At 62.0% G+C, this 23,411-nt stretch carries 18 protein-coding genes and 5 pseudogenes; 15 read left to right on the top strand and 8 right to left on the bottom strand.

Going from position 1 to position 23,411, the window contains the following annotated elements; all coding sequences use genetic code 11:
• Nucleotides 1-50: 50 nt before the first annotated feature.
• Nucleotides 51-1,649: a hypothetical protein gene (locus tag AC6IY7_RS20270; protein WP_497783040.1), complete on the bottom strand. Its 1,599-nt coding sequence runs from the start codon at nucleotides 1,647-1,649 to the stop codon at nucleotides 51-53.
• A gap of 1,209 nt (nucleotides 1,650-2,858) precedes the next feature.
• Here AC6IY7_RS20270 and AC6IY7_RS20265 point away from each other — a divergent pair.
• Entirely contained in the window at nucleotides 2,859-3,887 is a 1,029-nt protein-coding gene (locus AC6IY7_RS20265; RefSeq protein ID WP_497783039.1) for an acyl-CoA desaturase, read from the top strand.
• A gap of 354 nt (nucleotides 3,888-4,241) precedes the next feature.
• Here the strand turns inward: AC6IY7_RS20265 and AC6IY7_RS20260 are convergent, their stop codons facing one another.
• Nucleotides 4,242-5,162 carry a DUF3991 domain-containing protein gene (locus tag AC6IY7_RS20260; protein ID WP_497783038.1) on the bottom strand — a complete coding sequence of 307 codons (921 nt, stop codon included), beginning with the start codon at nucleotides 5,160-5,162 and terminating at the stop codon, nucleotides 4,242-4,244.
• A gap of 21 nt (nucleotides 5,163-5,183) precedes the next feature.
• Between AC6IY7_RS20260 and AC6IY7_RS20255 the strand changes: the two are divergent.
• A pseudogene (locus tag AC6IY7_RS20255) lies at nucleotides 5,184-5,314 on the top strand (IS6 family transposase); the annotation flags it as partial.
• Between the two features lie 96 nt (nucleotides 5,315-5,410).
• Here the strand turns inward: AC6IY7_RS20255 and AC6IY7_RS20250 are convergent.
• The gene (locus AC6IY7_RS20250; RefSeq protein ID WP_497783037.1) at nucleotides 5,411-5,995 is read right to left on the bottom strand and encodes a CGNR zinc finger domain-containing protein; all 585 of its coding nucleotides are present in this window, start codon (nucleotides 5,993-5,995) and stop codon (nucleotides 5,411-5,413) included.
• A 251-nt stretch (nucleotides 5,996-6,246) separates the two neighbouring features.
• Between AC6IY7_RS20250 and AC6IY7_RS20245 the strand changes: the two genes are divergently transcribed.
• The 3 genes from AC6IY7_RS20245 (at nucleotide 6,247) to AC6IY7_RS20235 (ending at nucleotide 8,726) form a co-directional block, all read left to right on the top strand.
• Entirely contained in the window at nucleotides 6,247-7,074 is an 828-nt protein-coding gene (locus AC6IY7_RS20245) for an alpha/beta fold hydrolase (RefSeq protein WP_497783036.1), read from the top strand.
• An 81-nt stretch (nucleotides 7,075-7,155) separates the two neighbouring features.
• Nucleotides 7,156-7,932 carry an SDR family oxidoreductase gene (locus AC6IY7_RS20240; protein WP_497783035.1) on the top strand — a complete coding sequence of 259 codons (777 nt, stop codon included), beginning with the start codon at nucleotides 7,156-7,158 and terminating at the stop codon, nucleotides 7,930-7,932.
• 146 nt (nucleotides 7,933-8,078) lie between these two features.
• Nucleotides 8,079-8,726, top strand: coding sequence for an outer membrane protein (locus AC6IY7_RS20235; RefSeq protein ID WP_497783034.1), 648 nt, complete (start codon nucleotides 8,079-8,081; stop codon nucleotides 8,724-8,726).
• A gap of 199 nt (nucleotides 8,727-8,925) precedes the next feature.
• On the opposite strand, the gene AC6IY7_RS20230 is transcribed toward AC6IY7_RS20235, so the two are convergent.
• Nucleotides 8,926-9,264, bottom strand: coding sequence for a hypothetical protein (locus AC6IY7_RS20230; protein ID WP_497783033.1), 339 nt, complete (start codon nucleotides 9,262-9,264; stop codon nucleotides 8,926-8,928).
• Between the two features lie 9 nt (nucleotides 9,265-9,273).
• A pseudogene (locus tag AC6IY7_RS20225) lies at nucleotides 9,274-9,396 on the bottom strand (HvfC/BufC family peptide modification chaperone); the annotation flags it as partial.
• A gap of 81 nt (nucleotides 9,397-9,477) precedes the next feature.
• Between AC6IY7_RS20225 and AC6IY7_RS20220 the strand changes: the two are divergent.
• A complete protein-coding gene (locus AC6IY7_RS20220; protein WP_497783032.1) occupies nucleotides 9,478-10,185 on the top strand; it encodes an IS6 family transposase in 708 nt (235 codons plus the stop codon).
• Here the strand turns inward: AC6IY7_RS20220 and AC6IY7_RS20215 are convergent.
• Genes AC6IY7_RS20215 through AC6IY7_RS20205 form a run of 3 tightly spaced genes read right to left on the bottom strand, consistent with a single transcriptional unit; the run spans nucleotide 10,110 to nucleotide 13,166 of the window.
• Nucleotides 10,110-10,994: a UvrD-helicase domain-containing protein gene (locus AC6IY7_RS20215; protein WP_497783031.1), complete on the bottom strand. Its 885-nt coding sequence runs from the start codon at nucleotides 10,992-10,994 to the stop codon at nucleotides 10,110-10,112. The genes AC6IY7_RS20220 and AC6IY7_RS20215 overlap by 76 nt on opposite strands.
• Entirely contained in the window at nucleotides 10,978-11,907 is a 930-nt protein-coding gene (locus AC6IY7_RS20210) for a hypothetical protein (protein ID WP_497783030.1), read from the bottom strand. The genes AC6IY7_RS20215 and AC6IY7_RS20210 overlap by 17 nt, the downstream gene beginning before the upstream one ends.
• Entirely contained in the window at nucleotides 11,904-13,166 is a 1,263-nt protein-coding gene (locus AC6IY7_RS20205; RefSeq protein ID WP_497783029.1) for a DUF3991 domain-containing protein, read from the bottom strand. The genes AC6IY7_RS20210 and AC6IY7_RS20205 overlap by 4 nt, the downstream gene beginning before the upstream one ends.
• On the opposite strand from AC6IY7_RS20205, the gene AC6IY7_RS20200 reads away from it, so the two are divergent.
• The 9 genes and pseudogenes from AC6IY7_RS20200 to AC6IY7_RS20160 all read left to right on the top strand — a co-directional run.
• A complete protein-coding gene (locus tag AC6IY7_RS20200) occupies nucleotides 13,074-13,460 on the top strand; it encodes a WGR domain-containing protein (protein WP_497783028.1) in 387 nt (128 codons plus the stop codon). The genes AC6IY7_RS20205 and AC6IY7_RS20200 overlap by 93 nt on opposite strands.
• Nucleotides 13,450-13,734, top strand: a pseudogene (locus AC6IY7_RS20195) (YrrC family ATP-dependent DNA helicase); the annotation flags it as partial. The gene AC6IY7_RS20200 and the pseudogene AC6IY7_RS20195, both read left to right, overlap by 11 nt.
• Nucleotides 13,735-14,928: 1,194 nt before the next feature.
• The gene (locus AC6IY7_RS20190; protein ID WP_497783027.1) at nucleotides 14,929-19,011 is read left to right on the top strand and encodes an RHS repeat-associated core domain-containing protein; all 4,083 of its coding nucleotides are present in this window, start codon (nucleotides 14,929-14,931) and stop codon (nucleotides 19,009-19,011) included.
• A 27-nt stretch (nucleotides 19,012-19,038) separates the two neighbouring features.
• A complete protein-coding gene (locus tag AC6IY7_RS20185) occupies nucleotides 19,039-19,290 on the top strand; it encodes a hypothetical protein (RefSeq protein WP_497783026.1) in 252 nt (83 codons plus the stop codon).
• A 502-nt stretch (nucleotides 19,291-19,792) separates the two neighbouring features.
• On the top strand, nucleotides 19,793-21,103 hold the full coding sequence (gene ltrA / locus AC6IY7_RS20180; protein ID WP_497783144.1) for a group II intron reverse transcriptase/maturase: 1,311 nt from the start codon (nucleotides 19,793-19,795) through the stop codon (nucleotides 21,101-21,103).
• Nucleotides 21,104-21,632: 529 nt separating this feature from the next.
• On the top strand, nucleotides 21,633-22,034 hold the full coding sequence (tnpA, locus tag AC6IY7_RS20175; protein ID WP_497783025.1) for an IS66-like element accessory protein TnpA: 402 nt from the start codon (nucleotides 21,633-21,635) through the stop codon (nucleotides 22,032-22,034).
• On the top strand, nucleotides 22,028-22,384 hold the full coding sequence (gene tnpB, locus AC6IY7_RS20170) for an IS66 family insertion sequence element accessory protein TnpB (RefSeq protein WP_497783143.1): 357 nt from the start codon (nucleotides 22,028-22,030) through the stop codon (nucleotides 22,382-22,384). Before tnpA ends, tnpB begins: the two co-directional genes overlap by 7 nt.
• Nucleotides 22,385-22,401: 17 nt before the next feature.
• Nucleotides 22,402-22,965, top strand: a pseudogene (locus AC6IY7_RS20165) (transposase domain-containing protein); the annotation flags it as partial.
• A gap of 94 nt (nucleotides 22,966-23,059) precedes the next feature.
• Nucleotides 23,060-23,359, top strand: a pseudogene (locus AC6IY7_RS20160) (transposase); the annotation flags it as partial.
• Between the last annotated feature and the right edge of the window lie 52 nt (nucleotides 23,360-23,411).

The raw sequence follows: 23,411 nt of genomic DNA, 5'->3' as shown, positions 1-23,411 counted from the left end.
GGTGGAATGATGGGATGAGCGCGCGGACGTCCGCGCCCGCGCGGGTCGTATCAGGGCGCCTTGTAGATGACGTCGAAGGTCAGATCGCCGGCGGCTGAGAATCTCGGATTCTGGAAAGTGAAGGCGCCGCCTCCGGGCGGGATGAAAGCGTGCTGCGCCATCGTGACCGAGAAGCTCTTGAACACTTCGTCGATCGAAACGGAAATCCTCTGGATCGTCTCGGCCTGAAGGTTGAGCAGCTTGTCCGCTGTGCTATCGCCGGTGAAGGCCTTCTCGAAGGCGGTCAGAACTTTCGCGCCCCCATCGATCGAATCCTGCGTGACCTGTGGCGCGCCGAAGTGATAGCTCAGCTTCGGGACCACCTGGAAGTCGACGCCGATGCCCTGAGCCTGCAGCTCGATCACGCCGGCAATATCCTGATAGCCCTCGATGTGAATGTCTTCGGTGTGCCAATGAGCGCCGAGTGTGTAGCCGTCCATATAGGCGTGGCTCGAGACACGGCCGCCGATCGCGATCTGGTTGGTTCCCGGTTGCGCGGCGAGCGTGATCGTCCAGTCGACGGCCTTCTCCCACTCGCGGTCGATGATGTCGCTCGAGTTCCAACGGTCGACGCCGCCGCCACCGTAGGTCCAGGCCAAATCGCCGGCGTTCGGCTCTCTCCCGATCAGCCTGCTGAACCAGGCGATCAGATATTTGTCCAGAAACACGCTCTTGCCGATCGCCATGACGCCGGCGACGAGGCCATCCTTGCCGTCGAGCTTTGCGGGATCGACCCAATCGCCTTGCAGCTTCAATCGCGCCGCGTCGATATTATCGGGCAGCGCGTGATGCGCGAGCATGCAGAGATAGCTCAGCGTGCTGGCGTAGGGCGCTTCGGGATTTGCGTGAACGTCGAAGATGAAGTCCGTGAGCGCGAAAGTCGGAACCGCTTGCTGATTGTTGCGACGGACGACCGTGCCGAGCATGAACTTGCCGAGATCTCCCTGCAGCATCAGATTCAGGCAGCTCAAGGCCTTCGTCCGAGCCGAATCCGGCACGGCGTCGGGAATGTGAACGTCCTTGTCGCCTTCGAGCAGCAGATCCACCTTGGTCAAATCCATGAACAAATATTCGATCGAGAACACCGCGTCGGGAAGACCGCTCGATGTGATGACATCCTTCGCGGTTTGATGCGTGTCGGGATCGATCGCCGCGAGCGCATCGAGATCGATCGGGTCCTTGCCGAGATCGACGATGAACGAGACGCTCCAATCATCCTGCTTCGCGAAGGCGAAGGACGCAGGGCAGTCGGAGACTTCGTCGTAATAATCGACGGTTCCCGAGACGAGTCCGAGCGTCACTCTCACCTGGCCGAGCCGCCCGCCCGGAACATTCAGGCTTATTGTCAGCGGCGCCAGAACGACGTCGCTCAGACCATATTTCGAGTCGACGAGCTTTCCGTCCCTCTTCACCTTCTTGATGGTGATCGTCTCGCCGAAGCTCTTGCGGCGCTTCCACGCCATCCAGGCGTAATAGAGCTGGCTGTCGATCGCCCTTTCGGCGAGCGCGACGCACATGTCGAAATCGGTCAGAGCGTTCGAATGCGGCGCCGACGCTTTCGTCAGAACGGCGGTCCCGCTCGCCTGTTTGTCGAGAGTTTGCAATGACATTGATTTTCTCCAAATATCTGATGTGTGCTTGCCTCTGAGGCCGTCCGGCGCTCAGTGGCTATTTGAATGAAGCAGCCGAGCGGTTTCGGCGGTGGCATTTCTCACAAACCGCGCCACACTACGTGGTCATGCCTCGCAACGAGCGGCGGTCGCGACGAATGCGAATTTCCAGGGATGAGATTTCGTTGGAAACGCATCGAAGCAAAAGCAGAGTCGTTTCATGTTTCCGTCCTTGATGTTGAAAAGCACGAATCCGAGCCTTCCATCGCAAGAACGAAATTCTCGATTTCGCCACGCGCCGCCCTGGGGAACGGCTCCATGATGCGTCGCCGACCTCGTAGGCGAGCACTGGATTGTGCTCTGCTCCGATACGTCAGCAGCATGTGAGCGGAGCCGATGCGCGAGAGCGGCGTCCTCGCAACTGCCGCCTTGTCGACGGCGCGGTAGGAGATAGGTTCGACGGCCGGGCGAGCGACGCACGCCCACGTTTATTTCTGCGCCCCGGCGCCTCCGCGCTTTTCCGGTATTTCCTCGCGCCGGCGACACGTCAGAACTGGAAATTCACCGAGCCGACGAAGGCGCGCGGAGAGAAGCGCCGGGCGGGCGGCGCGACTTTCGACCCGCGCCTTCCTCGGTCGCGCGGCTCCGAGGCTCTCGGCGCGCCGCGTGTGGGATAACGCCGAACTCCGATGGGGTGAACGCGCCCGAGCGCGAGAGCTGAACTACGGCCGTGAGGCGGGCGTCGAAATCTGCCGACGACATCGGCCGGCAAGACCACCGGCGACCCTCGCCGGGCTCGAGCTCATGCATATGAGCCGCGCGCGCCGGCGGCGGACGAGGAACAAATAGCGTCCTGCCCGGCAGTTCTCGAGCGTTTCCAGCCGAAGTGGACACCGGTTCGGCGTTGGAAACGCGTCAAAACAAAAGCATAGAGTCTTTCCGTGTTTCAATGAAACACGGAAAGACTTTATGCGCGCGCGGAGCAAATTGGTTCGTCATCCCGGGTTTAACTCGCCCAAAAAGAAATTTCGTGACAAAACCCCGGGGCGAAGACGGTCGGTCCCAGCGCCCGACGACGGAAATTTGACAACAGCCCCGCCTTCGCCCGATAGGCAGTCTGCGGCCTCAGACTGTAGCCAAACGGGCTATGTGGGTATTCCAGTGAACCAACAACATATGAGTGCGGACAACGCCCCGGATGCGAAAGGTTTGGCCCAGCGGATCGCTGAGCTGAGGATTTGGGCCCGCGAGAAGGGCTATTACAGCGTCCCCTTCTGGGAGCAGGCGTTGCGCTGCCTGGAGCTCGTGGCCGCGCCCGCGCTCGCTTTCGCCCTCCTCGCGGAGGGTGGCGTCGCCGCCGCGCTCGGCGTGCTCGTTCTCGGCCTGCATTATCCGCGGACGGCCTATCTCGGGCATGATGTCGCGCATAGCCAGTGGGGTCCCCGCAGCGGGATGAAGGCGCGCGTCAAATTGCGGCTCATCGCGCTCGCCCAGGGCTTCGGCTCGACATGGTGGGTCGAAAAGCACGAGCTGCACCACGCTTTCCCGAACGCCTGCCGTGTGGAAGAAGACGGAACCCGCACGCCGATCGACGGCGACATCGACTCCCCCCCTTGGCTCGTCTGGGACAAATCATTGGCGCAATACAACGCCAAGGCGCGTCGCGCAGGGCTCGGTCGCGCGCTGTCCTTCCTGTTGCCGCGCTATCAGGTCCCTTTGTTCTTTCCGATACTTTCCGTCGCTCGTTTCAATTGGAGCTGGCAGAGCGTCCAGGTCGCAGTCAAGAACAAGCAATGGGCGGAAGCGACGCTCTGCGCCGCCCATTGGGTTTCCGGCTTCACGCTCGCCGGCGTTCTCACACCGGGAGCGGCCTGGACCGGCTGGCTCTGGTTCCTCGCCGCACAGCTCCTCGGCGGCTTCATCCTCGCCTTCGTCTTCGTGCTCAACCACACGGGCATGGAAGTCTATGACGCGACGGAGGCGAAGGGATTCTATGACCGGCAGGCGCGCGCAACGCGCAACACCCCGACCTCGCCATTTTTCGATTGGTTGACGGGCGGCCTCAACAGTCAGATCGAGCACCATATGTTCCCGAGCCTGCCCCGTCGACGCTTGGCGAAAATGCGTGAAGCGACGAAAGCGGCGTTGGAGGAATGCGGCTACGCTTATGTGACGCTCAGCAACCGCGAGGCGATGCGCGCCGTGCTCTCCACTCTCGGCGACGCAGCGTGGGCGTGAGGCGCCGCCGTCGCAGCTGCTGGTTATGATTTCGGACAGAGGGCAGCTCTGGCGCGAAGCGTAGACCGCGGGGTCGGGGATCGGCGGCAGCGGCGCTTCAGCCGCGCGCCGACGGGCGGTCGGCGGCGAGCGGGCCTTCTGGGTCGAATCGGCGCATGGGGGGGGAATCGTAACCGATAGCGGCGGTTTGTCACCTTGTTTGGCTCTGCTTCACTCTCGGTGCAGTAGGAGGGCGACGGTGACGAGAACATACTGCAATTGCTTGCTATTCAGACATTCTCGGTCGCGACGGTCGGGACGGTAAGCTGCGCTGCCGCATCGGAGCAGTTTATCCAATAATCTCAAACATTTATGTCATATGGCGACCATCGCTTTGCACCGAGAGTGAAGCAGAGCCCGTAATCGCTCGAAGGCGACGCCGGCGGCCGCGGCGATCAGCTGGTGGCGGGCCGCGTAGCGGTCGCCGGCGGGATTGGCGTCGGCCGCGCTGCAAAATCGCGAGCCCGGGATGGGCGCGAGGCGCGCGACGATCGCCTCGATCTCAGAGATCGTTTTCAGACCCATGCCGCCGCCGGTCGCCGCATACAGCGTGTCGGCGCGAATGTTCTCCAAGGCGGCGAGGCTGAGCGCGTCGATCGGCGCCTCGGCGAGGGCGAAGCGCGTCGCGGGCTCCGAACCGCCGGGCAAGCGGAACAGGATCTTGTCGCCGCCTCGCACCGATCCTTTGAAGTCCGGTCCGCGGATTTCGATATGGGTGACGGTTCCCCGGTCGTCGTGATGGGCGAACCAGGCGCTTCCGTACGGCCCTTCTCTCACCACGTCGGCGGCGCGAGCGGCTTCCAGGACGCTCGGGGGAAGGCGACGCTCCTCGGAGAGATATCGCCAGACCGGCGAGCCGCGTCGAAGCCAGGGGCGGCGCGCCCATCTGATCGGGAGTGGGAGATCGGGGGATCGGCCACCTTGGATGTCGGCGGCCGGAAAAGTCGGCTGTATCCTGGTGAATCGGCGCAGGACCTTGCGGACCTCGCCGAAATTCAGGCCGGGTTCGAGATGCTGCACGAGATCGAAGACGTCGCCCTTCGCGTCGCTCTGCGGATCCCACCAGCCGCGGCCCTCGTGGTTGACGATCAGGATTTCTCCCCGCCCGCGTCGATATTTGAGGCAATGCTTCGTACTCTCTGGGCGATCGAGCCGCCATGGCGGCGTCGAGCGCTCCAGCAGCGCGGCGCAATTCGTGCGCGCGCGCAAGATTTCGATCTCCTCGTCATGTCTCATGGTCTCTCGGCGCTCCCTTCGGGCTTCAAATCATTTCGATCGGCTCCGCGACACTCTCTGGGATCGAGCTCATGCATATGATCCGAAAAGACCAGTTGCAGACCAGGGGCGAATTGCGTCCAGCCCAGCAGTTCTATGCCCTCGCGGCGTGAGCCGCGTCACTCTCACAGGCCCGCGTGCCTCCGTAGACAAAATTTGCGACACAACCCGCGCAATTCGCACTCTCGAGAAGCAGTAATTAGCCCCGCTCATTTCTCTCGCGCTTTGCGCGCCCGATAATGCGCGACCTTATCACGATTGCCGCAGATCGACATCGTGCACCAGCGCCGGATATTGTTGCGCCCCCGATCATAGAACACCATCGAGCAGTCGGAATTTGCGCAGCGCTTCATGCGACCCGGCTCCGCCTCGCAAACGAATTTCGCGAAATCGCGTGCGACGGTCGTCGCCACCACATCCTTCTCGATGCGCGCTTCCTCAGCGAGCGCCACATGACCGTCGCGTAGAATCAATCGCTCGCGAATCTCGACCGAGCCGAGCAGACGATCGATCGACTCGAGGCGCCGGGCGGAGATCGCCTCTCCTGCGGAGATCTTGTCGAAGAGCTCGCGGAGCGCCGTGCGCGTCTCCCACGCCGACTTCAGCTCCGCCTTCGAGGGCCTTCCTGCGCAATCGATCCCCGCCGCGCGCGCCCATTTCGCCAGCCCCTCGGCGTTAGAGAGAAAATCGATCGCCTCGCCGTTCATCACCGGCGTCGTGTTGAGAAAGTCGATCCACAGCGCGCCTCCGAAGAAGGGCATGCCGTCTCGCCACTCGCTCGCCTCGATCGTCATCGCCTCGCCCTCTCCCCATGCGCAACCGGCAAGTCTGCGTAACCGGTTAATTGCACCTTGACAGGCGTCGCCGCAAGTGTCACCACTATGTTCGTATTACATCGGTTACAGGAGATCCCATGTTCCTCGCCTCCAATCCCCTCCTCACACTCGCGGCCGTGTCGGCCGCGACTATCGCGACCGCCATGCCCCTCCCGTCCAGCCGACCGCACGTCGAGCATCCAGAAGTCCGACATCGCCATCTCGACGTCATGGGACGCTCGATCTTCTTTCGCGAGGCCGGCGATCCGAAAGCGCCGGCGATCGTTCTCCTTCACGGCTTTCCGACCTCGTCGCGCATGTATCGCGGGCTGATCCCGGCGCTCGCCGACAAGTTTCACGTCGTCGCGCCAGATTATGTCGGCTTCGGCTATTCGGACGCGCCCGCGGCGGATCAATTCCCCTACACATTCGAAACGCCCACCGCGCATGTGACCGGGCTGATCGATCAGCTCGGCCTGCGCTCCTATGTGCTCTACATGCAAGACTATGGCGGCCCGGTTGGATTCCGCATCCAGGCCGCGCGTCCTCATCAAGTCGCCGGATTGGTGGTGCAGAACGCCAACGCCTATATCGAAGGCGTGGGCGAGGCGCCGCGACAGGTATTTCTGCCTCTGTGGGAAAAGCGCGACGAGAAGAGCGAAGCCGGCGCGCGAAGCTTGCTGCAGCCGGATATGACCAAATTCCAATATGTGTATGGCGCGAGAAATCCCGAGGCGATCGATCCCGACAATTGGACGGTCGATCAAGCCTTGCTCGACCGGCCCGGCGTCGCCGCCTATCAGATCGATCTGCTCGAGAACTACAAGACCAATGTCGCCTCCTATGACGCCTGGCACGCGTCCTTCCGCGCGCATCGCCCGAAGACCTTGATTGTTTGGGGCAAGAACGATCCGATCTTCATTCCGGCCGGCGCCGAGGCGTTCAAAAAAGACTTGCCGGACGCCAAGCTCGTCTGGCTCGACGGCGGACATTTCGCGCTGGAAGAGAATGTCCCGCTCGTCGCCTCCGAGATCAAAGCGATGTTCGCCGGAAAATAGCCCCCTCCTCCGGCGAATGGGGCCGATCCGTCCGCCTCTCGGGTCGGCCCCGACTCTCTTTGCGATTCGAAGGAATTTGCCATGCAGAACAAAGAGCGTATCGCGATCGTGACGGGAGCCAGCCGCGGGATCGGCCGCGCGACCGCCGTCCGTCTCGCCAGAGATTTCGCCGCCGTCGTCCTCGTCGCGCGCGACTCTGTCTCCCTCGCGAGCGCGGCCGACGCGGTGAATGCAGCCGGCGCCGCGAGCCTCACGCTCACGCGCGATCTGCGCGTAGCAGATGCGGCGCGGGAGGCGATCGAGACGACGCGCGATCGCTTCGGACGCATAGATACGCTCGTCAATATCGCCGGCGCGGTTCCGCAAACCGATCTGTTCGCCATGAGCGAGGAGGAATGGACGGAAAGCCTCTCGCTCAAATTTCACGCCGCGCGTCGTCTGACGCTCGCCGCATGGGAAACGCTCGCGCGAACCAGCGGCTCGGTGATTTTCATGTCGGGGACCTCGGCGTTGACGCCCAAAGCGTCGCTCGCCGCAGTCGGAACGATCAACGCCGCCATTTCGGCGCTCGCGAAAGCCTTCGCCGAGCGCGGCGTCGGGGATGGCGTGCAGGTGAACGCCGTGCTGCCCGGCCCGGTGATGACCGACCGCCGTCGCGCTATGCTCGCGCGCTACGGCGAGGCGAAAGGCCTATCGCTCGACGCTGCGATCGACGCCTTCGCTGCGGAGACCAGGATCGCGCGCTACGGAACGCCAGAGGACATCGCCGAGCTGATCGCCTTCGCCGTGTCGCCGGTTGCGCGTTGGATGACGGGCGTGACGCTGCGGATGGATGGCGGCGAGATCAAATCGCTATGACGGCGCCGTGGCCTGCGCTCGCGCGCAGCTCCTGCACTTGCGCTTCGAGCGCGGCGAAGCTCGTGTAACGATTGCCGCGCATTCGACGAACAATCCTCGGGACGCTGAGCGCCAGCATCTGCGCCAACTCATCGTGGAGCCACCGAATGAAACACAAATTTACGGTCAGCATCGGCATGCTGCTGTCGTCGACCATTGCAAATGCAGCCGATCTGCCTTCCCGAAAGGCCTCGCCGGATTTTGTGCCCCCCGCTTTGGCTTTTCTTTGGACCGGCCCCTATGCCGGCGTGAACGTCGGCTATGGATTCGCCGACCGCTCCGGCTTCGACGGCGTGCTCGGCGGCGGACAGCTCGGCTATAATGTGCAAGCGACGCCCTTGTTCGTGCTCGGATTGGAGACCGACTTCCAGGGAACCGACATTTCGGAGCGGAGCGGCAGTCCATTCTCGAGGCGTCGGCGCATCGAATGGTTCGGCACGGCTCGCGGCCGGATCGGCGTCACGCCTTTCGCCGTTCCCGCGCTCTTCTATGGAACGGGCGGATTCGCCTATGGCCGCGCGCAACCGAGCTTCGGAGGCGATGGGGTGCGAACCGGATGGACCGCTGGCGGCGGAGTCGAATGGGCGTTCCGTCCCGATCTGTCGGCGAAAATCGAATATCTCTACACCGACCTTTCGGATGAAGCAGGCGGCTGGTGGGCGGACGCTCGGCGAAACCAGTTCCACACGCTGCGCGCCGGCCTCAACTACCATTTCGACCTGTTCGCGCAGACGCCAGTCGTTGCAAAATTTTAAAACGGCGGGGACCAGGCTTCCACAGCCGGGTCCCGATAGGGGGAAGCATTTCAATCCGTGAGAGTGATCGCCGAGACCAACTCATCCGCGAGCCATCGCGACAAGAAAACCGCAGACCGCCGGTCGACGCCCTCTCCATTCTCACGAAAGGCGAACAATTCGCAGAGGTCGCCAAAGGACTTTCCCTCGCGCGCCAATGTCAGCGCGAAGCTCTCGTCCTCTTCGAGCAGTCGATAGAAGCAGTCACGCTCCTTCGCCATATCAAGACAGATTCACGGTCCTCCCCGCACCGGGCGGGCTCTTCGCCGCCCGACAGAGCTTCATAGCGGCCGCAGGTTCCGCTCTCGAGCGTCAGCAGACGAAGGCTCGGTTGGAACTCGAAGCGCAGACGAAACATGTCTTGCGGTCCGAGCGCGGACAGCTCGTCCGCCGAGCCGATTGCCGCGTCGGCGGCGTCGAACGCGTCGTCAAGCCCGCGCTCGAGACAGGCGAGCGAGGTTTCACGGGTGAGGTGGCGCCAACGCGCGCTTTCCATCATGAATTCGGGGAGTCCTCCCGAATACCAGCGCAGATTTGGCGTCGTCGATCGCGTCGACTCGATATAAGCGAGGACGAGCTCTTCGAATTCGCTCTCTTCCATCGAGTTGCGCAGCGCCGGATAGTCCGAGGCGACAGCCGAGGTTCTGGTGCGAACGGCGTGAGCGGGACATAATCCTTCCGTGGGCGCAACCGGACGCTGGGGTTATGGGCGATGCTGAGCGTGGACGATCTCTTCAAAGGACGCCATTACGACCGCGAAATCATCGTTCTCTGCGTGCGCTGGTATCTGCGATACAAGCTCAGCTTCCGAGATCTCGTGGAAATGATGGCGGAGCGCGGCTTGTCGTTGGCCCATACGACCATCATGCGCTGGGTTCAGCGCTACGTTCCGGAGGTCGAAAAGCGGTGGAACCGTTTCGCGCGCCGAGTCGGCGGATCGTGGCGCGTCGATGAGACCTACGTCAAAATCAAGGGGCGCTGGGTCTATCTCTACCGCGCCGTCGATAAGGCAGGAAAAACAGTGGATTTTTTGCTGCGCGCGAAGCGAGATGTCGCCGCCGCCAAAGCGTTTTTCCGTCGTGCGTTCGCGAGCCACGGACGGCCGCCGCGCAAAATCACGCTCGACGGATATCAGGCGTCACATCGGGCGGCGCGCGAGCTTCTCGCACAGCATCGAGGCGGCGAACGGACTCGAATTCGATCTTCGAAATACCTGAATAATCTGATTGAACAGGATCACCGATCTATCAAGCTTCGTTTGGGTCCTATGCTCGGGTTCAAGCGATTCCGACATGCGGCGATCACGATCGCCGGCGTCGAACTCATGCATCGCATCAGAAAGGGTCAATTCGCACTGAGCAGATTTAGAGCCGCAGGCAGAACTGCGCCCGAAATCTGGAGCGCGGTGCTGGCTGCCTGACCCTCATGAAATGCCAGCCCCCTTCGCGCGGCCATCCGCAAAATTTGCACCGCAACCGGCCACAGTAGCAAGTCGCCGAAATCCGCGGCGTTCGCCTCCCGCAAGGCGCGCTGATAATCGACGTAGACGCGCGCGGCGGCGCGCAGCGCATGGGGATCGATCGGGTCGCGGGAATGATCGCTTTTGGCGATCTTGGATTCGACCCAGGCGGCGGCGCCGGCCGGCGTGATCAGATTGTCTTTGAACTTTGCGATGCGATTGCACATGATCTTCAGCGGATCGCGCGCATTGGCGTCGCCGCTCTCCTCGCCATCGAGGCCTTGCGCCTTCATGACGCGCTTGACGAAGCGGCGGCTGTCGTCGGCGTCGACAATGTCGAAATTCGGCCGAAGTTCCGCGATCTCCGGCGCGTCACGGAGCTGACGGGCGGCGAGCCCGTGATAGGTGCCGAGCCAGGAGGGCGCCGCCAGGCCGTCGAGCGCGGCGCGGATGCGCGACGCCATTTCGGCGGCTGCCTTGTTGGTGAAGGTGACGGCGAGGATGCGCGAAGCCGGAATGCGGTCGACGGCAATGCGATGCACGACGGCGGCGGTGAGCGTCGACGTCTTGCCGGTGCCGGCTCCCGCGAGGACGAGGATCGGTCCGAAATGCGCGGCGGCCTGCGCTTGGGCGGGCGTGAGGGTCGCGGCCATCCTGTCGAAAGCATCGGCGGATGGGCTATGCTCCGCCGGCGGTTCGTCGAAGCAGGGCTCGAAGCGGTCCCACTCCTCCATGCCGGCGAGCGGGTCGATGTCAGAGGATCTCGACATGGCAGTTCGCTCCATTGCAGCGGATGAGTTCCCCGCGTTCTGTGTCGACGGTGGTGAAGACGACGAAGTGATCGTCGAAGTAGAAGGCGCCCGTGTCGTTGCGCTCGCCGTCGACGACGACGCCCTCGACGATTTGCGAGCCGTCGTCGGCTTCGACCTGAACGAGCGTGTCCAGGTCCCGTCTGCCGGTCGGGATGTGTCGGCAACGACGACGCATCGCCTCGGGCAGTTGGGAGAAGGCTTCGGCCAGTTGCGCGAGCGTGTCGTCCATCGCGAGTTCGTCGACGGTGTCGGTGAGGTCGATCGCGTCGCCGAGCTCATCGAGCCGTAGAAGGAAGAGTGCGCTGGCGAGCTTCGGCGGCCACGGCTCCCAGGGCGACATGCCGGGCGGCAGGGGCAAGGGATCCTCGTCGAGCGGATCGAGCGTGATCTGCAGGCTCGATCTTATGTCGTCACGGCTCCAGCCCACGACATGATAGGCTTCATTCGCCGCCGCCTGACGATCGGCGCGCTTATGGAGGGCGTAGCTCTCGTCGGTCCACGGCGGCAGGCGGTAGCGTCGATCGACCGCCCGCTGCAGCCGCCGATCGAGCCGTGCGAAGCCCTCGCCGAGATGCGGCTTCAAAGGCATGATCGGGTCGAAGCCGCCGACCAACGCCTCGGTCGCATCGTGCAATAGCTCGCGCAGAGCCTCACGGGGCGCGAGCTTTCCCTCGCGTTCGCGCAAGGCCAGAACGGCGAGGCTGTGCTGGGCGACGCTGAGCGGCAGGTCCCATGCCGAATATCCGCCCCAGCGATAGGCGCGCGACAGGCCGATCGCCAGATCCTCGTCGGTCCAGGCGTCCGGCTTGGGATCGAGAAGGTCGAGCCGACCGCCCGATTTGAGCAACATCCAGGCGCGATGTGATGTCATGGTTCCGTCCTTTCTCGTTGGTCGAGCATGTCGTTCCAGTCGCTGTCCTCGACGGGCGGCCGTAGTCGCTCGAAGGCGACGCCGGCGGCCGCGGCGATCAGCTGGTGGCGGGCCGCGTAGCGGTCGCCGGCGAGATTGGCGTCGGCCGCGCTGCAGAAGCGCGATCCCAGGATGGGCGCGAGGCGCGCGACGATCGCCTCGATCTCAGAGATCGTTTTCGGACCCATGCCCCCGCCGGTCGCCGCATACAGCGTGTCGGTGCGAATGTTCTCCAACGCGGCGAGGCTGAGCGCGTCGATCGGCGCCTCGGCGAGGATGAGGCGCGGCGGCGGCTCCGAACCGCCGGGCAAGCGGAACAGGATCTTGTCGCCGCCTCGCACCGATCCTTTGAAGTCCGGTCCGCGGATTTCGATATGGGTGACGGCTCCCCGGTCGTCGTGATGGGCGAACCAGGCGCTTCCGTACGGCCCTTCTCTCACCACGTCGGCGGCGCGAGCGGCTTCCAGGACGTTCGGGGGAAGGCAACGCTCGTCGGAGAGATATCGCCAGACCGGCGAGCCGCGTCGAAGCCAGGGGCGGCGCGCCCATCTGATCGGGAGTGGGAGATCGGGGGATCGGCCCCTTCGGATGTCGGCGGCCGGAAAAGTCGGCTGTATCCCGGTGAATCGGCGGAGCACCTTGCGGACCTCGCCGAAATTCAGGCCGGGATCGAGATGCTGCACGAGATCGAAGACGTCGCCCTTCGCGTCGCTCTGCGGATCCCACCAGCCGCGGCCCCCGTGGTTGACGATCAGGATTTCTCCCCGCCCGCGTCGATATTTGAGGCAATGCTTCGTGCTCTCTCGGCGATCGAGCCGCCACGGCGGCGTCGATCGCTCCAGCAACGCGGCGCAATTCGTGCGCGCGCGCAAGATTTCGATCTCCTCGTCGTGTCTCATGGTCTCTCGGCGCTCCCTTCGGGTTTCACGGGAAGGGCCAGAGGCCTCGAATCCTCCTTTTCCTTTCCCAAAACGCCGTCGGCAGACCGCGAGGCGGCCGCGCCGCAAGGGCGCGCGGAACGCGCGGGAGCTCGGCGACGAACCCTTGTCGGCGTGGCCGGCGCTAGCGGTAGCCATGTTCCCTCTTCCTTTGCTCCGGATTCCCATTCGTGATTCACTTGTGCGCGAATGCGAAGCGGGCGGGCGTGGAGTGCCGGCATGGCGGCGATGGACGAGATCGCGATCCTGTTGCAGGGCCGCAATGCGGAGGCGAACCGCCATCAGGCTTGGCGCGTCGAAGCCGGGCGCGATCTGTTCGGAAAATGGATGGTGCGCGTATCCTTCGGCCGGATCGGCTGCCGGGGGCGGACATTCGCGCGCGAATTCGCGTCGGAGGACGAGGCGCGCGCTTACGTGCGCGACGGCCTACGCCGGCGGAAAGGCGCCATTCGACGCTGCGGGGTCGAATATCGCGTCATCGACGCGTCGCCGGCGGCGCTGCCTCTTCTGGCGACGCTCAGAATATCGAGCGCCCCGATGAAATTCGAAGCGGCGGGGCCTCGCCTTGAAGCCTGAACGGCCATCGGATGCCGCCGCGTCGCGGGAAACGCTGGTCGGCTCGGTCGAACGCGTGACTTTTTACAATGAGGAGAATGGGTTCGCCGTCCTGAAGGTCAAAGCGCGCGGCAAGCGCGCCCTCGTGCCGGTCGTCGGCCATGCCGCTTCGATCTCGGCCGGCGAATATATTCACGCTGTTGGCGTCTGGATCACCGATCGCACTCACGGTCTTCAATTCAAAGCTGATTTTCTGAAGACGACGCCCCCGACGACGGCCAAAGGCATCGAAAAAATGAGGCGAGACGTGGAAGCCGATATCGTGAGCGATTCTCTCGTCGATATCATTCGCAGCGCTGTTGCTGAACGGCGCCGGTCGAGAAGGCGTCGACCCACGATCCGATTTAATGTAGCGCTCAGATCATCGTACGGCATCCGGATCGAGTTCCGGATAGAGGCTGTATTTGAGAGACCGGGTCCCATTTTTCAACGCTAAATGATCGTGCTCGATTCGATCGACAGTCCAGGATCCGAGCTTGTCGCCGATTGTTTTCCACTCGCCCTGTGGGCTGTTCATCGAGGTCAGAAAAGCCCGCGCCATGGACCTGTACCTCACGATCCCCTTCAGCGAGACTCCCGGAGGAGGCGGCAGAGCAACCGGTTCGGACGTCCGAGCACTTGCACTTGCCCCGTTCTCAGGGCGTCTAGTCCGAGAAAAGATCGGTCGAGACAAAGTGTGCAAATCAACCTTGTTGTACCGCGCATCGGTCGGAGCAATATGAACCAATGTCGGAGGTTTCCATTCGAAATTCGGGCCGGTCGGCGCCGCCGCCTCCCAGAAAAAAGCGGATACTGCAAAAGCCGCCGCGACAACGACCAACACCGTCTCGCAAAGCAGGATCATCGTCATGAGAGGCGATATCCGCGTGGAAGCTACAAGCGCGGCGAGCATGCGAAGCTTATTGCCGGAAGCCATCATCACTCCGAAAGGGATTGCTCCCTAAAAACATTTCGCCGGACCCGTCAAACTGAGCACGTCTTTTCTTTTGAAGGGCGATGCTCCGCAATTCGACTATCTATAGCCATTATTAAATGGAAATATAACTTCTAACAAGCGAATTAGCTTGTGAGTGTTGCCGGTCATTTTGACAACAGGTGCAACCACCAGCGGCGCTCCCTCGGCCTACGGCAGGCAGAGTGTCGATTACCTGCCCAGATTGTGAGCCTGGACAAGTAATTATTTGTTTGCTAATAGCTCAAACTAAGCTGATCGTAATCAGGAATATGTGGCACGATTACGCCGCAGCCTGCGTTTCGCAGCAAAATATTTTCTACGTAGGGGCTCGGTATGAGGAATTATATTTCTAGTTTTCGGGTTTCTACGACAACATTCATCGCTTTGCTAATTTCTGGGCTCGGGGCGCCGGCTCCGAAGAGCGCGCTCGGCTTCTGGCCAGTGGGGCTAACGTCTTCCGCACAAGCACAAGAAATGATGGGCGGGCCGACCATTCCGGATGTGTATGTGCCATCGGCCCTGGGTGAACCTCAGCTGTTATCTCCGATTTACGTCAGCGCGCCTCAGCCGGGGATGGGTGGCGGTGGCGGTGGCGCAGGCAATTCAGGAGGCGCAGGCGGTCCAGCCGTTGCAGCTAATGTCACTCAATCGAAGAACCGTGGCGGCTCGGGAAGCACTTATGTCGGCGATCCCATCAATTATGCCACCGGCAACGCCTATCAGAGCGAGACGGATTATACGACGGTTGGAAGCGTCCCGCTCGTGCTCGCGCGCTACTACAACAGCCTGGACGCAGGCGGTCTGCACGAACTCGGCAACAATTGGCGGCTTGCTTACAGCCGTTCCATTTCCGTCTCCATCAATGGGTCCGCGACCACTGCCAATGTCACGCGCGACGACGGACAAGAGCTGCCGTTCACTCAATCGGGCGCCACATGGTCGCCGCCGACCGGTTCGAATTACCGTCTGTTCCAGAGTGGCGGCGGCTTTACGCTGATAACGGATCAGGACGAAACAGAGACCTACAGCTCCGCAGGGAAGTTGCTCTCCTACGCAAATCGCGCGGGACTTACGATAACCGCCGCCTATGACGGGCAGAACCGTCTGTCGACGGTCACGGACCCCTTCGGCCGCACGCTAACTTTCTCCTATAATTCGAACTCTTTTGTTTCGCAGGCGCAGGCCCCAGACGGAACCGTCTATGTCTATGGCTACGATGGCTCCAATCGTTTGACCTCCGTCACCTATCCCAATGGGGCGCAGCACCAATTTCGTTACGATGACTTCTATCATCCGAATGCCGTGACGGGCGTCGTTGACGAGAACGGCTCTCTCTTCACGACCTATGGCTATGATTACTACGGGCGCGCCATCTCCACGCAGCGCGCCGGAGGAGCGGAAAGCTACTCCGTCAACTACGACTCGATCGGCGGGGGCACAGTCCAGGTGTCGACGCCGGTCGGAGGTACGGAAAGATATACGATCATCAGCGTCAACGGATTCGCGAAGCTAATCAATAAATGGACCAGCTGCTTCTTCTGCAGCCCCAATAGTATATGGGGCCAGAGCGAGTCAAATGCGTATGATGGTCAGGGTAATTTGACGAGCCATTCGGACTTCAACGGCAATCAGACCGTTGTGGCCTATGACACGGCGCGCAATCTGCCGACGTCGCAGACTTCGGCTTCCGGCACGCCTGTTGCCCGCACGATCACCACGAGCTGGCATCCACAGTTCCGCCTGCCGACTGCGATCGGAGACGGCGAGCGTAGCTTCGCCTTCTCCTATGACGCCGCCGGTAATCTGCTGACCTCGACGGTTTCCTCTCCGACGTCGACGAGCACGAGCTCCTACACCTATAATAACGCCGGCCAGGTTTTGACGGCGACGGACCCGCTCGGCCATGTGACGACATACGCCTACGGCGCCGCCGGCAACCTCGCGAGCGTGACCAATACGCTCGGGCAGACCGTCGCCTTCACGAGCTACGACGCCAATGGCCGACCGCTAGCGGCCCAAGATGCGAACGGCGTCGTCACGAATCTGAGCTACAACTTCCGTGGCCAAGTCACATCGAGCATCACACAGGGGCAGACGACCATATACAGCTACGACGCGGCGGGCCAGCTCACGCAGCTGCAAGCGCCGTCCGGGGCCGTCCAGTATTTCAGCTATGACGGGGCGCATCGTCTCATCGGCGTCAGCGATGCGCTCGGCAATCGCCTCGCCTACACGCTCGACGGAGCCGGGAATCGGACCAAGGAAGAGGCGTTCGATCCGAGCGGTGTGCTCGCACGCACGCACAGCCGCGCCTATGACGGTCTCAACCGCCTCAATCAAGAGGTCGGCGCGGCTGGCCAGACGTCGACTGTCTATTATGATTCCAACGACAATATCGTCGCCGTCGAGGACCCGAACGGCAACGGGACCACTTTCGGCTATGACGCGCTCAATCGGGCCTTCGCCAAGGCAGAAAGCGTCAATATCCATAGCCCGGATCCGAACGTCATCGTCTACACCCGTTACACTTTCGACGCCAACGGGCGCCTCGCCAGCGTTACGGATCCACGTGGTCTGGTGACGAGCTACACGAACAACGCGTTGGATCAGCCGACGACAATTTCCAGTCCGGACACGGGCGTCACCACCAGGACTTTCGACGCGGCCGGCAATGTGTCGACGTCGACCGACGCCCGAGGCCAGACGACGAGCTACACCTATGATGGGCTGAATCGGCTCGTGAGGGCGAGCTACGCCGGCGGCTTGGTCGTCACCTATGGCTATGATCAGGGAGCCAACGGGATCGGGCGTCTCACCTCGATGAGCGACGGGACCGGAACGACGAGCTGGGCCTATGACCTCTACGGCCATGTCGTGCAAAAAACGCAGAAGACCGGCTTGATCACGCTCACCACGCGATGGAGCTACGACGCCGGGACCGGTCGGCTCACGAATGTGAGCTATCCGTCCGGCGTCACGATCCTCTACGCCTATGACGCCGATGCGCGCGTGAACGCTATCGGGCTGCAGCGGCCGGGACAGGGGCCGACGACGCTCGTCGACCAGATCGCCTACAGTCCTTTCGGAGCCGTTGCCTCCTGGCGACAGACCGCTTCCGGCGGCTCCTATTTCCGCGGCTTCGACCAGGATGGGCGCGTTGCCAGCATCGTCTCCTCGACCGGTAACACGCTCTCCTATGCTTATGACGCCGGCAGCCGGATCACCTCTATCGCGGAGAGCGGGCGTTCGACAAAGACCTTCGCCTACGACAAAAGGGATCGCCTGACGGGCTATGTTTATGGCGCGGTCTCGCTCCTCTACGCCTACGACGCCTCGGGCAACCGCCTTTCCGACGGCGTTTTGTCCTACACGATCGATCCGAGCAGCAATCGTCTGACAAGCATCGCCGGGCCTTTGTCTCCCGCGGTCGCGCATACCTACGACGCAGCGGGCGATCTGACGAGCAAGGCCGGCGTGTTTACCATGACCTATGACGGGCGCGACCGCCTGACTCAGGCGAAAGTTGGCGCGCTCGTCACTGGCTACGGCGTCAACGGGCTCGGCCAGCGCGTATCGAAGGTCGGAGTGCCGACCGGGCCGGTCGAATATGTCTACGACCTCTCGGGTCGTGTGCTCGGAATCTATGGCCTCGCCGGCGTGACGCGGGAGGAAATCGTCTGGCTCGGCGATCTGCCGATTGCGACGCTCCAGAGCGGCGCGGCTTTCTACATCGCGCCGGACCATCTCGACGCCCCGCATCAGATCGTGAATTCCTCGAATACCCAGGTCTGGTTCTGGGACCATGATCCGTTCGGCCAGGGTGTCCCGGTGGCGTCGGCCGGGTTTGCGCATGACCTGCGCTTTCCGGGGCAGGTGTTCGACGTCGAGACCGGGCTGCACAACAACGGCTTCCGGGATTATCTGCCGGCGGCCGGGCGCTATGTCGAGAGCGACCCGATCGGGCTCGGAGGCGGTATCAACACTTATGCATATGTCGCGAATAGCCCGGTCAATAATGCTGACTCTTTCGGGTTGACCAAAGATGATAAGAGAAAGGCGATATCGGCATCTGTGATTGCATTGCCAGCAATAGAAGTTGAAAGCTTCATTGTTTCCAATGCGATAAGAGGCGGGATGGCGGCGGCTGCGCTGCCGTCAGCTTTGGCAGCGGGAATTCTTTCCGTTACATCGACATCGACGGCAGATCGAAACTTGGACGAGGTTCAATATGTCGTTCGGGCAGGACAAGGTGCAGCACGCAGCTTTGAAAGGGGCACAAGACTCAGCAGCAATGGCTTTGGCTTCTCGGTGCAGACTGCGCCAGGCGTCCCGGTTTCGGAATTGGCAAGAGGCGGTAATTTTCCAAATGCTCAAATCAGCGTGAGCACTATCCAGCGACTGCGAGCAATTCCGGGGGTGTCCGTCGCATTCCCAACTCCTGGCGCGGGCGACTATCACGGGACTGTGAACGTTCCCAATCCTCCTCCTCCCGGCTTCTTCGACTTGATCAGCGGCGCATTTGTTCAACAGACAAATCCATTTCCCGCGCCGAGGTAGGAGAGAGCAAACGTGAAGGATGCGACCATGCTGAAGGTATTCACAGATTTCAACGCTCGTACACAAGACGGTGTTTGCTGGAACTTGGTGTATAACGAAATAGATCTGGCGGATCAGGTCGATAAGTTTAACCTTAAAGGAGGCGATAAGATTATACTGTATCAAGACGATGATGATTTTGAAGTCACGGCGACCCTCGATTTTAGATGGGTCGACGTTCTGGGCCGCGACACCTGGGTGGCAGTTCCCAACTGGGAAACGATAGTAAAAAAGGGCTAACCCATCCTATTCAGTGCGCCCCGAAGGCGTGCATCACCAGTGGAGGTAGGTTCCACCCAGAGAGTTGTCGATTGATCTGGTAGCTGACGAGCGGCTTGGGCGGGCAATCGCTTGGGCCGGAGCCTCGTGACAAAGGCCGCCTTGGGCGGTTGAGCGATCCGGCGGGCCGTAACGCGAGTGAAGTCTGAGCAGGCCTCGAAAGTGAAGTCATGGATGCCGACCCGCCTGAATAACGGGGAAGGCCGCGCGGACGGGGAAGCAATCGACAAGAGCGCCCGTCCGATTCATCGGGGTAATGGGCACGGCACGTCGGAAGGGTGATGCAGGTAATCGGGGGAGACCCGTCATGGTCGGAGGTCGTGGCTTCGACATCGATTGCGTCGATGGACCGGGCGGGAGTCGGACAGGGTCATAATACCGTTGAGGCCGGGTAACTCCGGTGGAGGGAAGGGCCCTGACTTCTGGCATGCTTTCGAAGATGGCGAGGAGAGGGTGATTGGCGATGAGCCTTGAAACGCCCGACAAGATCAGGATCCTTCAGAGAAAGCTCTACTGCAAGGCGAAGGCGGAGCCCGCCTTCCGCTTCTATCTGCTCTACGACAAGATTTGCCGCGAGGACATTCTTCTTCACGCCTATGAACGCGCCCGCGACAATGCGGGCGCGCCGGGTGTGGACGGGGTGACCTTCAAAGAGATCGAGGCGTCGGGCGTGGAAGCGTGGCTCGCGGGCCTGCGCGAGGAACTCGTGTCGAAGACGTATCGGCCTGATCCGGTGCGGCGGGTGACGATCCCGAAGCCAGGGGGCGGAGAGCGCCCTCTCGGCATCCCGACAATAAGGGATCGGGTCGTTCAGACCGCCGCCAAGATCGTGCTCGAGCCGATCTTCGAGGCGGACTTCGAGGACAGCGCCTATGGCTATCGTCCGCGACGCAGCGCGGTCGATGCGGTCAAGGAAACGCACCGGCTGGTTTGCCGGGGCTACACCGACGTCGTCGACGCCGATTTGTCGAAATACTTCGACACGATCCCGCATTCTGACCTCCTTAAATCGGTGGCCCGACGAGTCGTCGACCGACACGTGCGGCGGCTGATAAAGCTGCGGCTGAAAGCGCCGGTCGAGGAGCGGGATGGTAACGGGAACCAGCGCATGAGCGGCGGCAAGAGCAGCAGGTGTGGCACGCCTCAGGGCGGGGTCGTGAGCCCGATGCTCTCCGTGATCTACATGAACCGGTTTCTGAAGCATTGGCGTCACAGCGGATGTGGCGGAGCCTTCCATGCACATATCGTCAATTACGCCGACGACTTCGTCATTCTCAGCCGCGGACATGCGGAGGAGGCTTTGGCGTGGACGACGGCGGTGATGACGAAGCTCGGGCTGACGCTCAATGAGGCGAAAACCTCTTTGAAGAACGCCCGCAAGGAGAGCTTCGACTTCCTTGGCTATACGATCGGACCGCAACGCTATCGGAAAGACGGCCATTGGTATTTGGGCACAAGCCCCTCGAAGAAGAGCGTGATGCGCATCCGGAGGAAGGTTGGCGATCTCCTTGCGCCGGGCAACAAGGGCGCGTGGCCTATCGTGCGCGACAAGCTGAACCGGCTTCTGGTCGGCTGGTCCGCCTACTTCGGTTACGGCACTCGGTTGCAGGCGTATAGAGCCGTCGATCATCATGTCTATGAACGCGTGCGCAACTTCCTCGTAAAACGACACAAGGTGCAAGGACGCGGCACGCGCCGATTTTCTCGTGACGCTGTTTACGGTGAATTGGGCGTGCTCCGTTTTCGACGCGTGCACCTTGCGCCGCCGCTGTGAGCCATGCAGCGAAGCCGGTCGGAAAGCCGGATGCGGGAAACCCGCACGTCCGGTTTGATGAGCGGGGAGGGGAAACGGAGCGCGTCTCGATGCGTCGCCGCGCCCTTCCTCGACTCTACTGAGGCTGCGGCATTTGGCGTGGGATAGATTGCAAGCGCGCGGCATCCATCCCTGCTATTTGGCAGCGGACGGGCCGGAGCCTGTGAAACGCGTTGGAGTGAGCGGACGGGCAAACGGGGCGTTCAGCTCCGTGTGCGTGTGCTCGCGCCACGTGAAGGTGGTATCCCTACGCCGTGGGCCGCCTTTTCAAAATCGAGGGAATAGAGCGAAGCTACGCAGCTAAGTCGGCTTTATGAGCGAGGCAAGCTGCACAGCATGGGTCGGATGACATTGATCACAGGCGGCGAACGGCGGCGCCGATGGAGAAACGAAGACCGGACGCGGATATTGGGTAAGCGTAGCTTTGATCCCACATTCCGATTTTTCGCGTGATTTGCGAGGCTTTGATCTCTGATAAGGAGATCGGCTTGTGCATACGCATGATGATAAGCTCGAACCGAAAGCGGTCCGGCGGCTCGAGTTGATCACGGGGACCGGGCGGCGGCGAGCCTGGTCGAGCGAGGAGAAGGCGCGTATTGTCGAAGAGACGCTGGCGCCGGACGCGATCGTTTCGCAGATCGCCCGCCGTCATGGAGTGACGCCGCAGCAGCTATTCGGCTGGCGGCGGGAGGCGCGGCGGCAGGCAGGCGCCGATGAGCCTAATGGTCACTCGTTCGCGCGCGTGGTCGTCGATGCGGCGAGCGGGAGCGCCATAGCGACGGAACATGCGATGATCGAGATCGTCATAGGCGCGGCGCTGGTTCGCGTTCCGCCGAATGCGGACGCCGCGACCTTGAAGATGGCCTTGCGCATCTTGAAGGCGGTATCATGATCGTCCCGGCGAGCAATGTGAAAGTCTTGATCGCGACGAAGCCCGTCGATTTCCGCAAAGGGATGGATGGACTTTCGGCGATCGTGAAGGAAACGCTTTCGCACGATCCCCATGGTGGCGTCATCTATGTGTTTCGCTCGAAGCGGGCCGACAGATTGAAGCTGCTATATTGGGACGGCACGGGTCTCGTGCTTGTCACGAAGCGCTTGGAGCATTGCTCCTTTCGATGGCCCACGATTTCGGACGCCGTGATGCGTTTGTCGCCGGGGCAGCTCTCCACGTTGCTCGAAGGTCTCGATTGGACGCGCGTGCGCGCCGTTCGCGTGGCGGCTCCGAAAGCCGTGCTGTGAACGCGACAAAACGACTCATGCGCGGCATGTCGAATGATCGCGCGCGACAAGCTTTTGCAAATATCAAGGAGCTGCAGCGCCATCGCGTCGGCGCCCGCTCGGAGAAGATCGACGCCGATCAGCTCGGCTTGATGCTCGAGGACGCAGAGCAGACGTTGGCGGCGGCGACCGCGGAATCCGAGAAGAAGCAGACCAGCGAGCAGAAGGACGCGCGACGCAAGCGCCGCGTCAATCGTGGCGCGCTTCCCGCCCATCTGCCCCGTGAAGAGATCGTCGTCGACATCGGCGACAAGAGCTGTCCCTGCTGCAAAAAATTGCGGCATGTGATCGGCGAGGATGTGTCCGAGCGGCTCGACGTGACGCCGGCGCGCTTCAAGGTCATCGTCACACGCCGTCCCAAATACGCCTGCCGGAGCTGCGAGGGCGAGGTCGCGCAGGCGCCGGCGCAAGAGCGGTTGATCGAGGGCGGCGTTCCGATCGAGGCGCTCGTCGCGCATGTCGTCATCTCCAAATATGCCGATCATCTGCCGCTTTATCTGCAGGCGCAGATTTACGCGCGACAGGGCGTCGATCTCGATCGCTTGCCGCGCGCCAAACAAGGTGAGAGTCCAGCGTCAATCTGGATGAGAATCGCGGGGGTGTCGGCGTGACGAAGGGAGGGCGGAGCTCGGCTGACTCGAAGGCGCACAGACGGCGAGTCTCGCCGGCCTCGCGCCCGTCCAACGACAGTCCGGCTCGTGGAAGGGCCACGCCTTCATTCGTGGCGGCAGAGCCTTTCTCCGCCAAGCCCTCTATATGCCGGCGCTCGTCGCCTGCCGCTTCAATCCGCAGATGAAGGCAAGTTATGTCAGGCTCGTGGAAGCTGGGAAGCCCGCAAAGGTCGCCATCACCGCCGTCATGCGCAGAATGATCGTCCTCGCCAACGCCTTGTTGCGCGATGATCGCACTTGGGCTGAAAAAGCCCCTTGTCCATAACGGATACTCTAGGCGGCCGGCGCCGGCGTCGAGGATTTGAAGGCCCATGGCA

The sequence above is a fragment of the Methylosinus sp. is20ea genome (genome assembly GCF_059718135.1).
This window is presented reverse-complemented; position numbering and strand designations above follow the sequence as displayed.